Annotated in this window: 14 protein-coding genes; 7 read left to right on the top strand and 7 right to left on the bottom strand. The window is 34.9% G+C overall.

Annotation, left to right across the window (positions count from 1 at the left end):
• Window positions 1-22: 22 nt before the first annotated feature.
• Window positions 23-1,084, bottom strand: coding sequence for a GntR family transcriptional regulator (locus QM491_RS11770; protein WP_283327689.1), 1,062 nt, complete (start codon window positions 1,082-1,084; stop codon window positions 23-25).
• Window positions 1,085-1,911: 827 nt separating this feature from the next.
• On the opposite strand from QM491_RS11770, the gene QM491_RS11775 reads away from it, so the two are divergent.
• The 6 genes from QM491_RS11775 to can all read left to right on the top strand — a co-directional run bounded on the left by QM491_RS11775 (window position 1,912) and on the right by can (window position 8,341).
• Window positions 1,912-2,205, top strand: a complete 294-nt coding sequence (locus QM491_RS11775) for a hypothetical protein (protein WP_283327690.1) — start codon at window positions 1,912-1,914, stop codon at window positions 2,203-2,205.
• Between the two features lie 692 nt (window positions 2,206-2,897).
• On the top strand, window positions 2,898-3,575 hold the full coding sequence (locus QM491_RS11780) for a response regulator (RefSeq protein WP_283327691.1): 678 nt from the start codon (window positions 2,898-2,900) through the stop codon (window positions 3,573-3,575).
• A 13-nt stretch (window positions 3,576-3,588) separates the two neighbouring features.
• Window positions 3,589-4,971: a sensor histidine kinase gene (locus tag QM491_RS11785; protein WP_283327692.1), complete on the top strand. Its 1,383-nt coding sequence runs from the start codon at window positions 3,589-3,591 to the stop codon at window positions 4,969-4,971.
• 390 nt (window positions 4,972-5,361) lie between these two features.
• Window positions 5,362-5,685 carry a hypothetical protein gene (locus QM491_RS11790; protein ID WP_283327693.1) on the top strand — a complete coding sequence of 108 codons (324 nt, stop codon included), beginning with the start codon at window positions 5,362-5,364 and terminating at the stop codon, window positions 5,683-5,685.
• 208 nt (window positions 5,686-5,893) lie between these two features.
• Window positions 5,894-7,489 carry a SulP family inorganic anion transporter gene (locus QM491_RS11795; RefSeq protein WP_283327694.1) on the top strand — a complete coding sequence of 532 codons (1,596 nt, stop codon included), beginning with the start codon at window positions 5,894-5,896 and terminating at the stop codon, window positions 7,487-7,489.
• Window positions 7,490-7,675: 186 nt separating this feature from the next.
• Window positions 7,676-8,341: a carbonate dehydratase gene (gene can, locus QM491_RS11800; RefSeq protein WP_283327695.1), complete on the top strand. Its 666-nt coding sequence runs from the start codon at window positions 7,676-7,678 to the stop codon at window positions 8,339-8,341.
• A gap of 54 nt (window positions 8,342-8,395) precedes the next feature.
• Here the strand turns inward: can and QM491_RS11805 are convergent, their stop codons facing one another.
• From QM491_RS11805 to QM491_RS11820, 4 genes are all read right to left on the bottom strand, one after another.
• A complete protein-coding gene (locus tag QM491_RS11805; protein WP_283327696.1) occupies window positions 8,396-8,872 on the bottom strand; it encodes an NUDIX hydrolase in 477 nt (158 codons plus the stop codon).
• A gap of 18 nt (window positions 8,873-8,890) precedes the next feature.
• Window positions 8,891-10,039 carry an MFS transporter gene (locus QM491_RS11810; RefSeq protein WP_283327697.1) on the bottom strand — a complete coding sequence of 383 codons (1,149 nt, stop codon included), beginning with the start codon at window positions 10,037-10,039 and terminating at the stop codon, window positions 8,891-8,893.
• A gap of 36 nt (window positions 10,040-10,075) precedes the next feature.
• Entirely contained in the window at window positions 10,076-10,609 is a 534-nt protein-coding gene (locus QM491_RS11815) for a 5' nucleotidase, NT5C type (RefSeq protein ID WP_283327698.1), read from the bottom strand.
• A gap of 226 nt (window positions 10,610-10,835) precedes the next feature.
• On the bottom strand, window positions 10,836-11,222 hold the full coding sequence (locus tag QM491_RS11820) for a VOC family protein (RefSeq protein WP_283327699.1): 387 nt from the start codon (window positions 11,220-11,222) through the stop codon (window positions 10,836-10,838).
• Window positions 11,223-11,322: 100 nt separating this feature from the next.
• On the opposite strand from QM491_RS11820, the gene QM491_RS11825 reads away from it, so the two are divergent.
• Window positions 11,323-12,072, top strand: coding sequence for a DeoR/GlpR family DNA-binding transcription regulator (locus tag QM491_RS11825; RefSeq protein ID WP_283327700.1), 750 nt, complete (start codon window positions 11,323-11,325; stop codon window positions 12,070-12,072).
• A 200-nt stretch (window positions 12,073-12,272) separates the two neighbouring features.
• Here QM491_RS11825 and QM491_RS11830 read toward each other — a convergent pair whose 3' ends face one another.
• Together QM491_RS11830 and QM491_RS11835 are read right to left on the bottom strand one after the other, a co-directional pair.
• Window positions 12,273-13,724 (bottom strand): hybrid sensor histidine kinase/response regulator, encoded by a 1,452-nt coding sequence (locus QM491_RS11830; RefSeq protein WP_283327701.1) that lies wholly within the window; start codon window positions 13,722-13,724, stop codon window positions 12,273-12,275.
• A gap of 8 nt (window positions 13,725-13,732) precedes the next feature.
• Window positions 13,733-15,286 (bottom strand): sensor histidine kinase, encoded by a 1,554-nt coding sequence (locus QM491_RS11835; RefSeq protein ID WP_283327702.1) that lies wholly within the window; start codon window positions 15,284-15,286, stop codon window positions 13,733-13,735.
• Window positions 15,287-15,308: the final 22 nt, after the last annotated feature.

Raw genomic sequence — 15,308 nt, forward strand, 5'->3', positions numbered from 1 at the left:
GGGTTTGTCGAAATGATATTGCTTATAATGATTTACGCTTGATAAAACTACATTGATTAATAATTCGACCTCTTTGTTTGGTCAAAATCATTTCTGCGGCACGTTTTCCCATTGCTTGAAAATCATTAGAAATCACGGAAATACCCTCTGCTAAGATTTCCTTAATAGGGGTGTCGTCATAAGAGATAAGACCTATGTCTTTACCTAATTTCCATCCTTTTTTGTTTGACCAATTGATAAAACGTACTAAGTCGTTTTCCCTGAAAACTAAATACGCATGATCTTTTTGTAAATGTTCTTCCTCTTCAAGGTCAGGAATAATTTCAAAAGGGATCTGATTTTCGAGGCAATACTTTTTGAATCCATTGATAATACCAACAGGTGTGTACTGAAAACTTTTGCTGCTCAATACCAAGGAAAGAGTTTGATATTTTTGCACTAAACTTTGTGCTTCAGAAAGACCCTGATAAACGTTGTGCTCAAAATCTTGATAAAGTAGTGCGAAGTCTTCACCAAATGAAGGCACATCAATATCCAACAATAAGAGCTTTTCTTTGGGAATTTGCTTCAAAATATCTGAAACATCTTGGTTAAAATGTGGCATCACCACATAGAAGTTATAATGGCCTAAATTGTTGAGAATTAGGTTTTCAAATACTTTGATATTATGATGATGGAAAAAAATATTGACATTTACGTCTTCTCCAAGGCCATCGACAATAGCATCATATAAGATTTCTTTGTAGGGCGTAAGTGCGTCAAACAACACAAAAATGTTCATTTGGCTACGAGTATCTGTGCTATTGACATAGAAACCTTTTCCATGGTGTGAGGTCACTAAGCCCCTTTCACGTAGCTCGTCATAAGCCTTTGTTACGGTCATCCTAGCCATACCAAAATTTTGGGCGACTTCATTGATTGAGGGAAGCTGTTGACCTCTGTCGAGCTTTCCGTTCTCAATCGAATCGATGATATATTCTATAAGTTGTTGATATTTAGGTTTACTCGATTGTGAATCGATTAGAGCAAAATCTTTCATTAATGCGAATAGAATCGTTGGAGTATCTATTGGTGTTTGAGTCAAAACTGTGAAAAATCTGATTCATTTGCCCAATAAATGGATGTCATTATGTTTGACTAATAAATTGCCTAAAAGTTTATAAAGCTATACTAAATGACCTAACATAAGAATGTTGAAAATGTTTAAATACACTTATATCAGATGTAAGTCAAAACTATACGAACTTTTAATAAGTTACAATATTTGCCTTTTCGGTAATATAATAGTTTAAAATAAGTGAAAAATAATTCGAACTTCAAAAAAATAGAGGAATTCTACCCAATATGTACAAATTATTATTGAAATTATTTTGAATAGAAAAAAATGTCTTTATATTTGCCTTGAATTTTGACATAGCATAGTGTAGCATAGTTATCCAATCTAAACTGTTCATTTTTTAGAAAAAGTATAACTAGCTTTCAAAATATATATTCTACATATCAGATGCGTTAGCACTCGATATTTGGTTAGTTTTTGTTTATAAAAATGGTTAATGGTGTACAATGTCTGACGGAGTCACAAAGCGGTGTCTCCGCAGGCAATTGTCTTAAGAATTACAAAAAATGATTCCTCCTACTTTTAATATATTGAAAGAATCCATTTGCGAATCGAATGGATTTTTTTATTGCTTCATTTTGTCTTAATTTACTATTTAGTTGTATTTTTTGAAGTAAAATACCCTGTAAGTGAAAAAAATATAAAATTTGTTGTCAAATGATTAAACCATTTTTTTAATTTGTCATCAGAAGTCACAAAACAAAGATTATAGAGACTTTTAGCGTAGATACATGAGGTTATATCTTAAAATATTTTTAATTTTCGTCCTTGCAAGTTTCAAGGTGGCTATTTCTATGGCTACTGACTTGGAAGGTGCAAATACGAATATTAAGAAGTTTGTAGTGTCAGCCTCAAAAAACAAAAGCACTTTCCAATACAGCGAAGAAAATCTTTCTGAAAGTGAAGAAAACGAAGAAGACGCAGCTCATCCTTTTGCTTCTACAGCAATTTTGTCTTTTTCACCATTCTACGATTTATTTACTAATTATTTGATTGCAGAACAAAATCGCAAGAACAATAATATATTCTTCCAGAAATACTCCTCAGATCGACAGCTATTTATGCTGTTTGAAAACTTTAGAATTTAAGATTTTATTATTTGTAACATTTCTTTCCAAAGAAATGTGAAAGTCTATTGGGTATAAGTCAATATTGATAACCCTATTAGGTTGACACATTCCTTTCTAAAGAACTGATTTGCATGGACTTTGCATAGGTATAAATCTCTTATAAACATTTTGTTTTTCCTACCGCAATCTATACTTTAGTGAAGTTGATATAGCCAATAATTATTTGATTTGAATTCATAAATTGTACTTACCCTTGTAAGTAAATTATAAGCTTGTAACCATTAGTTTAGGATTGAATTTTGTAACTAAAGAAATTAAATAAAAACTACTTCTGAGAAGCAACGATTTGAGAAGTAGAGTAGTCAAAAAATATACCTGACAAGGTAACAAAGTAAAATATGGGTGTGTCGTAAGATGTAGAAGCGTTGTGCCATATTCATTTTGGGCTCGAAAGAGCCGAACACTTTCGTCGAAAGTGTCTGGATTTAGAAAACTGATTATAGCAATAATTTAGTTTGTATGTGGTTTATTATATCTATTGGGTTGACGATATTCGTCAACCCAATGTTGTTTTAGACCATTTCATTCATGCGACCCACGAACTAAATGATAGAAAGTCTATGTTTTTTCAGTAGTTTTGAAGAATTATTATTAACCCTGATTTTGAATGATAATCGGGTTGGCGCATACAGAGTTAAAACAGTAACCTTATGAAGTTATTATTGATAGAAGATGAAGCAAAAACCGTTCAGTCGCTTAGCAAGGGTTTGAAGGAATCGGGCTTTGAGGTGGATTATTGTTATGATGGTTTGATAGGCAAACACTTAGCCAAAAAAAACACCTACGATGTAATTGTTACCGACATAATTATGCCAGGCCTTAATGGCATTGAATTATGTAAAGAATTAAGGAAAGAAGGCATAACTACACCCATTTTGATGCTTACAGCTTTGGGCGATCTTCAGGATAAAGTAGTAGGATTTGATGCTGGAGCTGACGATTATTTGGTAAAACCATTTGAATTTGTAGAGCTTCTCGCTCGTATTCGAGCATTGTCGCGTCGGAGTACAGGCGTGAGTATGCACAAAAATACCTTGACGTTTATGGATTTAGAAATGAACCTAGACTCAAAAGTTGTGTTACGTTCGGGCGTGAAAATTCCTTTGACTGCCAAAGAATTCGAATTATTAGAAATGTTACTCCGTAATCAAGGGAAAGTACTTTCAAAAGTAGAAATTGCCGAAAAAGTTTGGGATGTCAGCTTTGATACTGGAACAAATGTTATTGAGGTATATATCAATTTGTTACGAAAAAAAGTAGATAAAGATTTTCCTCAAAAACTTATCCATAATGTTTATGGAATGGGTTATGTTTTGAAATCAGAATAAATGCTCAAACGCTATGCGTATTCGCTTTAAACTTACTTTACAATTTACCCTCTTAGTATCCCTAATCGTGCTTTTGTCATTTTTAGGGATTTATTATTTTACTCATACCTACATCGAGAATCGATTTTATTCAAGATTACGGTCAAAAGCTATCACAACCGCAGAGCTCTTAGTAAAAGTTGACCAAATTGACTCAAAATTGCTGAAGGTCATCGAAAAAACGAATAAGGATGTTTTGTACAAAGAGAAGATATCGATTTACAATTACAAAAACGAGGAAATTTACACAAACAACGATACCGTAAAAGTGGTAGTCACTCGAAAGTTTCTCAACGATGTCCGTCTGGAAGGAACCGCAACTACGACCTATCAAGATATCCAAATTCTGGGGATTCCTTATTACGATAAATACAACCGTTTGCTAGTGCTAGCAGGTGGTGTCGATCAACAAGGGCTTGAAACCCTGCGAGATTTGCAGCGGATTCTTATTTCTTTGTATATCATTATTGTGTTTACGTCTGCCATATTTGGTTGGATTTTCGCAGGAAGAGCTTTACTGCCAATTGCTGAGGTAATTAATGAGATGAATGATATTTATCCAAATAACCTCAAAAAGCGTTTGAAAGTCCGAAATGTGAAAGATGAAATCGGACAATTGACTTTTACCTTTAATAACCTTTTGACTAGGGTAGAGGAGGCATTTCAGCATCAGCAGGTATTTATCTCTAATGTGAGTCATGAACTCAAAAACCCTTTGACCAAGATTATTTCGCAGCTAACCGTATCATTGCTAAATCGACGAACTGAAGAAGAATATCAAGAAACAATGGAATCGGTTTTGCAAGATGTAAAAGACTTGAACCTTTTGACAAATACGCTACTCGAACTCACCAAACTAAGTGATGATAGCCTGCCCAATAGATTTACGAGTATCAGAATCGACGATATTATTTGGGAAGCAAGGAGTTCACTACTGAAAGTGCACAAAAACTATGGCATTTCTATTGAGTTTTCTGAGAATATCGACTCCGATGAGCAATTGAGTATTTTGGGTAATGGTCAACTTTTGAGAGTAGCTTTTATGAATCTTATCGAAAATGGTTGTAAGTTTTCTAATAATCAGACCATTAATGTCAATATAGGTTTTGATAAAGGATTATTTTTAGAGTTTATTAATAAAGGTGCTGTTATAGATACCAAAGATCAAAAGCTTATTTTCTTGCCATTCTTCCGCTCTAAAAAAACCGCTGATACTCGTGGTTATGGAATTGGCTTACCATTGGCCGAACGAATCATCAAACTTCATAAAGGGAATTTATTTATTAAGGAGTCAACGCTTGATAAAACTGTCTTTAAAGTGCAATTCTTTGAAGAAAAAATTATAGTTGTTAACTAGATTTTAATTTTATCTTCATTCCTTCTTAAAGATTTGTTACTTATTTTAAATTAATAAAAGGCTATAACAGTATTAGAGGTAAGAGTTAACAAAAGCCTTTTCGTGAAAAAAGATTTTAGTACTATTAATATAGGTGTTTAAGGTGCTTAGTTTCTGCAGTTGTATGGAGCTGCAGAAACTTTTTTTTGATACTTTAATCCCATAACCCTTAGGTATTTCATTTGCATGTTATTAATAAAATTTTTAACTTAATGCTAAGTGAAAACGAATGTAACTTTAGCAAGTACATTTAAGTGATGTTAAGCGACCTGCAAAATGGAAGTTATTTTGTAAATCTCACGGTGAAGTTGGTTGATAGAAGTAGGGGAAATCGTTTTAGTCAAAGAAATTATGATTGTAATCAACCAAAAAAATACAAATGTTACCACAAAAAATGAGACCTTATCCAAACTCTATTGGGTCATTGGTCTTATTACAATTTGTTGCTTAGGGTCAATTGCAGCGAATTGGTATCAGTGGAGAGAGCGTATCGTTGTGATTGAAAACTTGAGAGAAGCGCTCATTCGACAAGACTCTACACTGGCCAGTAAATTAGAGTCTGATAAAGAAATTGAAAGACTGAAAAAAAAGTTAATACGCCGTTCCAAATCATCTCGCCGAGTTGTTGCTCCACAAAATGGAAACGTTATTCTCACTCAATCGGACATTAGATAGAGATTAGAATTTCTTTAATTATTACAATAAATGACCGTATTTAATGGATTATTACTATTTTATATAAAAATAGTAATGAGAATCTATTTTCGTTTAGCAAAAAAACTCTAACCGTATTCTAATCTAAGTCAAAAAATCTATAAGTTTGGTGTAGAGTTTTTATGAGCTCTTTTAGCTCGAATTCCATAATAAACCAACATCAAACAAAATGTATAATTCAGTTCAATATTACAAAACCGCTTTATTTAAAAGCGACTGGAAATCAGGTTTGTCAGTCTTTCTGGTAGCATTGCCTTTGTGCTTAGGTATTGCCCTAGCCTCAGGTGCTCCTCTCTTCTCTGGTATTTTGGCAGGTATCGTAGCAGGTACTTTTGTCGCTTTACTTTCAGGTTCCGAAATTTCAGTTAGTGGCCCTGCCGCTGGTCTTACTGTAATTGTAGCAACAGCAATTCATGATATAGGCTCATTTCAAGGGTTTTTGGTGGCTGTTGTTTTAGCAGGTGTAATTCAATTAGCACTTGGGCTTATTAAAGCAGGTAAGTTTAGCGCTTATTTCCCCGAAAGCGTGATTCGTGGTATGCTAGTAGCCATTGGTATCGTTATTATTCTAAAGCAAATACCCCACGCACTAGGTGACGATCAAGATTACGAAGGTGAGTTCGAATTTGAGCAAGTTGCTGATCATCAGAATACTATCACGGAGTTGATTCGTTCGGTAGTAGATTTTAACTACGGTGCAGTAACAATTGCGATTGTGTGTCTGGCAGTTATATTACTTTGGGAAAGAGCTGCCAAGAAGAAGAAAGGAATTTTTGCGATGATTCCTGCTGCTTTGGTGACTGTATTGATTGGTACACTCATGAATGAGGCCTATCGTATATATGTGCCGTTTTACTACTTAGGCAATTCTCCGATTCACATGGTGAATATCCCTAAAATGGATGGGATAGGTGATTTTGTTGCCGCATTTTCATTTCCTGACTTTTCAGCACTAATGACTGCTAAAGTCTATATTGTAGCCCTTACTTTGGCAATTGTAGCAAGTCTTGAAACGCTACTAAATCTAGAAGCATCTGATGCTATAGATCCCCTAAAGAGACAGTCATCGCCCGATAAAGAATTGGTGGCGCAAGGAATAGGTAATATGATTTCGGGATTGATTGGAGGTTTGCCTATCACTTCGGTGGTCGTTAGAACTTCGGCTAATGTATATTCGGGAGGACGTACTCGTATGTCTTCTTTTGTACACGGCATGTTATTATTAGGGTCTGTAGTGCTGATTCCGACATTATTAAACAAAGTACCTTTAGCTTCGCTTGCAGCAGTACTTTTGACAGTTGGATACAAGCTAGCGCACCCCAAAGTATTTGTCAAAGTATTTAAAGAGGGCTATGATCAATGGATTCCTTTTGCGGTAACTATCTTAGTTATTGTTTTTAAAGATTTGCTTTTTGGTATTTTTGTTGGAACAGGAGTAGGTTTAATTTTTGTGTTGTCTACTAACTTTCATTCGGCAGTTTCGTTTGCAAGAGAAGGAAAGCATGTGCTAATTCAGTTTAATAAGGATGTATCTTTCTTGAATAAACCCAAGATTAAACAAATATTACTTAACCTAGAAGACGGAGATTCAGTTTATGTTGATGCTAGTAAAGCACAATTTATTGATCATGATATCTATAATTTACTTTATGAGTTCAAAGCAGCAGCACATCATAGAAATATAGAGGTCGATTTTAAAAAAGTGTCAAGAAAAATACAAGGAGATATAAATCAGTACCTCCCTGAATCGGTTTCCGCACATTAATTCGTAACTTTGAGCATTCAATAAAAATAACTCAAAGTTCATCAGCGATAAAGAAATGAAATTTTAAAGATTGACACTCCTATAATTTCATTTCTCTAGTTATAATCAATGTTCGAATTTACTCTGACAATAAACCTATAGCTTTGACAAAGTATCAGAGTATTTATAAGCTACAAACAAGTTTCGATGAAAGATTACAAAAAACTATTGCTCAACAATAAGGTATGGGCAGCTGACCGCTTGTCGATGGACGAGACCTACTTTGAAAAATTGGCAAAAGATCAAAACCCAGAGTTTCTATGGATTGGTTGTGCCGATAGCCGTGTACCTGCTGAAGAAATCACCAATACTCAGCCTGGCGATGTGTTTGTTCATAGAAATGTGGCAAACATGGTGGTTCATACCGATATGAACCTTTTGTCAGTACTCCAATATGGAGTTGAAGTCTTGAAAGTAAAGCATGTTATCGTATGTGGTCACTACAATTGTGGAGGCGTAAAAGCTGCGATGGGAAATCAAGATTTTGGTTTGATTAACAAGTGGTTACGTAATATCAAAGAAGTGTACTCTAAGCATGAAGTAGAGTTAGGTGGTATTGAAAATGAAAAACAAAAATTTAACCGTTTGGTCGAATTGAATGTTCATGAACAAGTAAAAAACCTTGCAAAAACTACCATTATTCAACGTGCATGGAAAAACTTCCAATATCCACACTTACATGGCTGGGTATTTGACCTTCACACAGGTTTGATTAAAGAAGTGTTGAATATTGATGCAGGTTCTGAAGTTGATCCTATTTTCCGTTACGACTTTCACACGGATGAGGTAATTACCAACAGTTCAAAAGATTAATAGATTGTGATAAAACACAATGTAATAAAAAAGGGGCGATAGCCCCTTTTTGTTTTAAATAACCTTCAAGTTTTCAATTTCTTCTATCATCGAAATTAATTCGACTTTTTCATTATATACCGCATTGAGTGCAAATGGTTGCTTGTTCAAGACATATTGGTAGATAAAAAAATCTGTTTTGGGAGTAGGAAAGGTATCGATATTCTGGAAATCGTGCCACTCTAAAATGCCTTCGTTGCAGATAGGTGGTTCAAAATAATCGACTTCTGCCTCATAGACAAAACTCATCCAATTGTATTTGATAGGCGATGTTTCAACCAATGTGCCACAAAATCTCATTTTCTCCAATACTAAGCCAGCTTCTTCTTTTACTTCACGAAGTGCCGTTTCATAAGGATTTTCGTAAGGGTCAACTTTTCCTCCCACAGGTACATAAAGTCCTTTGAGTGGTTCATTGAATCTCTTCAATAATAAGAAATTAGTCTGATTTCGGAGAATACAAATCACCGCTACTCTTTTTAATCCTTCCATTGTTGTATGATATTTCTCCTAATTTTTGATTCGGGTACTTAGAATAGTACCTAAGCCACCTAATACTACCAATGAAGATAGGGCAATTTTTAAAGATGTAAATTCGGCAATATAACCAATCATTACTGGGCCAATCATAAAACCAGATATACCTACTGTTGAAATCGCAGCTAGTGCTACTCCTGCTGACATAGTTTTAGAATGCCCAGCTTCACTGTATATCAGCGGAACAACTGTGGACAAGCCTAATCCCGTAATCGAAAACCCAAGGATCACAGTCCAAGAAATAGGCAATGCTAATGCTAAAATCATTCCTATAGTTACGAGTAAACAATTAAGAATAAGCGTCTTTTTGAGCCCTAATTTAGCAACAGTTTTATCGCCTATGATTCTGCCGATTACCATCGTAATTGAAAATGCAGTAAACGCTGCCGTGGCGTATTTGGAAACACTACCCAATACTTGCTTGTAATATAATACGCTCCAATCGGCCATAGCTCCTTCGCAAAGCATTCCACAAAAACAAATAACGCCCAACAGCATAAGTGCTTTGTCGGGTAAAGCAAATAGTGGTTGAGTTTCAGATGATTTGAAGTCTTGCGCTATTAAATATTGATAAACAAATAAGGCAACAATGATATCCAAAATACCAACTGTACTCAAATGCCATACCGTAGAAATCCCCTGAGAAGCAAGAATACCACCCAATGCTGCTCCAATCATAAAACCGATACTAAAAATGGCATGAAAAGATGACATAATGGATTTACTCATGGTTTTTTCAACATTTACCGCTTGTACATTCATCGATATATTGAGAAGGTCGCCCCCAAAACCAAATACAAAAAGTGTGATAGCTAACTGCCATGCTTGGTTAGATATACCCAAAAAAGGCATAGACAGCAAATAGATAATTGCAGCAATCACTGTGACTTTGCGACTACCAATGTAGTTGATAATCACGCCTGCCAAAGGTAAGGCTGATAAGCTCCCAATGGGCATCGCAAACAAGACTGTGCCGAGTGCAGCGTCGCCTAAGCCTAATTTCTCTTTTACATCAGGAATACGAGAAGCCCAACTTGAAAAACTTAGTCCCGAAATAAAAAATAATGCATTAGTTGCCAAACGGGCGGCCTTTGCATGATTAGAAGTTAGTGATAGTTCCATAAATTTTAATATGAGTGGAAAGAATATACAAAACTACTAAACTTCTTCAGGAAGTAAGAGAGTGCCAATTTCTTTCCAAGAGTATACACGCTTATAACCTTCGATATGGTAATTATGAGGAGCATCATATAATAAACCTGTTCCTTCAAATTTTACTAGGTTTTTTTCGTGGTCATCTATCAAATAATCAGCTTTGATCATGTATTTGTGCCCACAAAAAACAGTATGTGTCCAGCCAATGTAGGGAAAGAATTCTTCGAGCCATTCTAATTTTTCACTTAGTGAATTAGGAAATTCTGTAGCAGCCGAGACAATGAAAATTTCGTAATGGTCTTGTAGTTTTTTTACGGTTTCTATAGCACCATCAAATACAGGAAGACTACGGAAAAACCCTTTTTCATGCAAAAAGTTACGAATGGGAAAATATTGCTCATAAAATTCCTTTGCTTTTTCGGGATTACTAATGTCTTCTCTGGTAAAATTTGTTCCAAGACGAAGGTTGGTTTCGGTGATAATACCTGATGTTGTGTCTGCCAAAACATCATCCATGTCGATTGCAATACGTTTCATAAAATAAAGGGAGATAAAGTAAATAATTATTATTTATTGGGATTGGTAAGTATGAGTGCTGAATTATGAATGTAATTTTTAATTATCAATTTTTACACTAACAATTAGTATAATACTGCAAGCTTGCAGTATTATACTGTGCTTGCCTAATGCCTACAGCTTATTACCTAGGGCGATAAAATTATTTAAAAGTACATTTCAATAACCATTTATATGTCCTTTTGAATCAGGCTACTAACTCAATTCTGTTATTTTCGGGGTCTAAGATTACACTTTCGTAATAGCCGTCACCTGTACGACGAGGTTCGCCCACGATTTGAACGCCTTCTTTTCTCATCAATTCGGTAAGTTCATCAACTTTTTGTTCACTGCCCAAAGCAAATGCAAAGTGAGTAATTCCTAATGTTTCGATTTTAGGGTTTTCTCTTTCGGGAATTTGCGGTTTTTTCATTATTTCAATTCTTGCACCTGATTCAAAGCTTAAAAAGTAAGATTCGAATTCCTTGACTGGATTATAATATTTTGTATTACTTTTTGCTCCAAAATAGCGCATATAAAAGGTTTTTATCAATTCCAAGTCGTTTGCCCAAATAGCAATATGTTCAATAATCATAGTTTTAAAGTTTAATTGATGATGCAATTTTCCGAATAAAAACGTACAAATCAAAGTTTTTTTATTAAATTTGTGAATAAAACCGAAATAAAACGAATTTATGCTTAGAGAAGAACGCCTTCAAATTATCCTCAAAATGTTGGAAACCAATCAAAGGGTTTCGTCGGTTGAGCTATCCGAAATTCTTAATGTTTCGGACGATACCATTCGACGTGATTTGAATGAGCTAGCTGAAAATGGACTACTCAAAAAGGTGCACGGTGGCGCTGTGCCTAGGTCGGCACATCCTTATAAATTGAAAGAAAGAATCAAAGTAGCTCATGAAGAAAAAATGGTTTTGGCACAAAAAGCACAAGCCTATTTTCATGATGGACAAGTAATTTTATTGGATAATGGTTCTACCAATATGGAGGTGGCACGTATGATGTCGCCCGATTTAAAAGCAACCGTTTTTACAACTAGTCTCCAGATTGCTCAAATTTTATGCGAACACCCATCGATTCAATTGTTCTTTTTAGGAGGAAAAGTCTTCAAAGATGCCCAAAATACTTATGGGGCAGAGGTGATTGAGATGCTCCAAAAAATTCGTGCAGATATATGTATTTTAGGTGTTTGTGGGATTCACCACAATATAGGTGTAACGATTCAGGATTGGGGCGAAAATCAGGTAAAACGTAAAATGGTAGATATTTCCCAAAAAGTTGTCGCACTTGTAACTGCTTCAAAAGTGAATACCGCCGAAAGTTATGTCGTATGTACTTTGGATGAATTAGACGTTATGCTAACGGATGATTGTATTGATGGAGCTTTATTAAAAGACTATCAGAAACACGATATTGTAATTCAATAACTGGGGAAAGTGTAGAAATATTTCTACACAAAACTGTGGAATATAATCTACTTAGCTAGCGAAAATACGCAGAATAGCAATTGGCACGAATATTTCAATAATAGAATTAAATATAATAGTGGTTAGGTATAGTTCAGAAAGGTGAGAATGATAATTCTCACCTTTTTTCTTATACAAGCAAATTGAAAGTATTAAAAAAATCAAGCTGCTTGACTGTGAATAGGAAGACTAATAATAAAAATACTACCCTCACCGAGCGTAGATTCTACTTCGATACTTCCTTTGTGAGATTGGATAATATTAAGAGTTGCAGAAAGCCCTAAACCAAAACCATTTGATTTAGAAGTAAAATAAGGTTCAAATAAGCGGTCTATTTGTTCTACAGACATGCCCATTCCATTGTCTTTGATACTAATCAGATACGAAGAACCTTTAATTGCTGATTTTACTTCTAGGATTCCTTTGCCTGTTTCCATGGCTTCGATAGCATTGATAACAATGTTTAGCAAGGCTATTTTAATTTGTTCTGCATCAATTTGCAGTAGTGCATCTGCTGATAAATCTTTATAAAGCTGAATATTTTTCAGGTTTAAACGGTCAATCGCTTGTTGGATACTTTCTTCGATAATCAAACAACCTGAATATTGGCTAAGTGAAACAGCTGCGGGGCGATATGAATTCAGTAATTCTGAAATTAGGTCTCCGATTCGCTTACTATTACGCTGTATGATTTCTAAGAAAAAGTGTAGTTCTTTGTCCTGTAACTCTGAAGCTAATTGGTCTATCGAAAGGTTGATGTTGGTCAGTGGGTTACGTACCTCATGTGCTAGAGTACGAATTAATCTACCCGTGGCAGCTACTTTCTCTGATATTACAAGTTCTTTTTCTGCTTTTCTAAGGTTGGTAATATCTCTGACAACTCCCAAAAAATGTTCTTGTCCATTGCTATCAGTACGCTTGAAGGCGTTAATCTGACAAAGCTTTTTTTCGCCTGCTTTAGTTGTAAGCCATGTTTCGTAGTTGTCTAAGCGCCCATTTTGTGCCAATTGTGTAGCAAAGGATTGTCGACTAGGGGTACTACCAAAAATACTAATTGTCGTCATTTTTCGTAGCTCTTCTGGACTATACCCTGTTAAGACAGAAACTTCAGGATTGAAATACAAAAAGCTACCATCAATAGGACTTGTCAAAACAATTGCTTGTTGAATGTTATCAAAAATACTTTTGTACTGGGCTTCACTTTCTTGCAGTGTTTGCAAAGTTTGAGAACGTTCTAAGGAATACCGAATACATCTTTCAATTTTTTCGGCATCCAGTTCTCCCTTGATGAGGTAATCCATCGCACCAAGTTTCATGGCTTCTTCATCAATTTCCTTGTACCCTTTTCCAGTAAGCATGACCATCGGGGTCAAAATCCTATGTTCTTTCACGATACGGAGTAAATCAAGACCCGTTTTGGCGCCTAATCTAAAATCAAAAAAGCATATATCAAACTTGGCTTGAGTAAGTTTACTAATGGCCATCGAGAACGATTTGGCCCAGACGACTTCAATACATTGACTAGGTATTTGTTTTAAATAATCACAAGTGAGAAAATAGTCATCTTCGTCGTCATCGACCAATAGTAATTTAATGTTTGAGCGGGATAACATAATAGAGTTTAAGGTTTTAAAGGTAAATATAAAATAAATACGGAACCTTGCTGTAGCGTGCTTTGTGCTGTGAGGTATCCTTTATGGTTATCGATAATTTTGGTACAAATTGCTAGACCTAATCCAGTTCCTTCAAATTCGGCATTGCCGTGTACACGATGAAACATCGTGAATATTTTATCTTTGTATTCGTCTTCGAATCCAATGCCATTATCTTTTATACAAATTTTCCAGTAGCGAGGTTCTTTTAGTTTGAATTTTATGATTTCTTCTAAAGAGGCTTCTTCTACTGTAATATTGACGAATGGTTGTATCGAATCCTCTACAAATTTAATGGCGTTTGAAATCAAATTTAAGAATAATTGGTGCATTTGAGAGGAAAAGGCCTGAATAATGGGTAATTCGTCTACTGTAATTTGTGCCTTTTTTTTAGATATAGGAATCTCCAAATCTCCTATTGCATTTTGAACAATTTGGTTTAGGTTTACTTCCGACAGCGGAAGCGGAATATTGTTGCGTGATATTCTTGAATAAGCCAAAAGGTTATCAATTAAGCTTTTCATTCTATCACTTGAGTACAAAATTCTATCAATGAAAAAGCGACCATCGTCACTCAAACCATCTGAGCAACGCTCAGTGAGCTTATTGGCAAAAGCGGTAATTTTGCGTAATGGTTCTTGCAAATCATGCGAGGCAATATAGGCAAATTGCTCCAAATCTTGATTCGAGCGAAATAGCTCTTCTATTTTTTTCTCTAGCGCTAATTCATAATTTTTAATTTGGGTAATATCAGCAGTAGTACCCAATACCTTGATGACATTACCTGCCGTATCAAGATAACATTTTCCTTTTACGGCCAAATATTTGAAGACACCTTTGGCATCAATAATCGAGTGTTCTAGCTCATAATAGGTTTTTTTGTCTTGTACCGATTGAATAGAAATATTTTTTGTGTACTCTAGTTCATGAATTGGAATATGCTTTTGATAAAAACCATAAGTCATTTTTTTATCTTCAAAATCTCCTGCATTGTAACCAAATACCTCATATAGTCCGTCTGACCATCGAACAGTATCAGCTCCTACATACCATTCCCAACTACCATATTTAAAAATTTTTTCAGCTTCATTGAGCTGATTTCTTTGTTGCAGAATCAATTCATTGTGTTTTTGGAGTTGCGTAATATCTTCTGCAATATGAAGAATTTCAAATTGAGCTTCTGGATTTTGGCTTTTTAATACCATACTTCTATGGCGTAGAATAACTTTCAACCCATTCTTATGTTTTATTTCAATATTATATTCAATACGTTCGCCTGTATTTAGGACTTTATTATATTCTTCGAGTCTGAGTTCCCATTTTTTTAATTCACCTTCACTTAATGCAAAGTCCAATAAAAAGTCATTTTGAACTAAATCTTCTTTTTGATAACCAAGAATATCCGTAAACTTTCGATTGATGAAGGTGATTTTTTTTGATGGAAACTCTTGGAGATAAACCAAATCTGGAATGAGTTGGATAAACTTTTCTAAAGGTATATTGTCTCGTTGGTATAAAGGCATTGGGTTCTATTTTTAGATTTGG

The organism is Flectobacillus longus, assembly GCF_030056705.1.
Taxonomy (GTDB): domain Bacteria; phylum Bacteroidota; class Bacteroidia; order Cytophagales; family Spirosomataceae; genus Flectobacillus; species Flectobacillus longus.

Excerpts from the sequence above, each read along its gene's own strand:
- QM491_RS11790 (WP_283327693.1), top strand. The coding sequence starts at position 5,362 with ATGATTGTAATCAACCAAAAAAATACAAATGTTACCACAAAAAATGAG.
- QM491_RS11820 (WP_283327699.1), bottom strand. The coding sequence starts at position 11,222 with ATGATTATTGAACATATTGCTATTTGGGCAAACGACTTGGAATTGATA.
- QM491_RS11780 (WP_283327691.1), top strand. The coding sequence starts at position 2,898 with ATGAAGTTATTATTGATAGAAGATGAAGCAAAAACCGTTCAGTCGCTT.
- QM491_RS11825 (WP_283327700.1), top strand. The coding sequence starts at position 11,323 with ATGCTTAGAGAAGAACGCCTTCAAATTATCCTCAAAATGTTGGAAACC.
- QM491_RS11830 (WP_283327701.1), bottom strand. The coding sequence starts at position 13,724 with ATGTTATCCCGCTCAAACATTAAATTACTATTGGTCGATGACGACGAA.
- can (WP_283327695.1), top strand. The coding sequence starts at position 7,676 with ATGAAAGATTACAAAAAACTATTGCTCAACAATAAGGTATGGGCAGCT.
- QM491_RS11810 (WP_283327697.1), bottom strand. The coding sequence starts at position 10,039 with ATGGAACTATCACTAACTTCTAATCATGCAAAGGCCGCCCGTTTGGCA.
- QM491_RS11835 (WP_283327702.1), bottom strand. The coding sequence starts at position 15,286 with ATGCCTTTATACCAACGAGACAATATACCTTTAGAAAAGTTTATCCAA.
- QM491_RS11785 (WP_283327692.1), top strand. The coding sequence starts at position 3,589 with ATGCGTATTCGCTTTAAACTTACTTTACAATTTACCCTCTTAGTATCC.
- QM491_RS11805 (WP_283327696.1), bottom strand. The coding sequence starts at position 8,872 with ATGGAAGGATTAAAAAGAGTAGCGGTGATTTGTATTCTCCGAAATCAG.
- QM491_RS11775 (WP_283327690.1), top strand. The coding sequence starts at position 1,912 with ATGGCTACTGACTTGGAAGGTGCAAATACGAATATTAAGAAGTTTGTA.
- QM491_RS11815 (WP_283327698.1), bottom strand. The coding sequence starts at position 10,609 with ATGAAACGTATTGCAATCGACATGGATGATGTTTTGGCAGACACAACA.
- QM491_RS11795 (WP_283327694.1), top strand. The coding sequence starts at position 5,894 with ATGTATAATTCAGTTCAATATTACAAAACCGCTTTATTTAAAAGCGAC.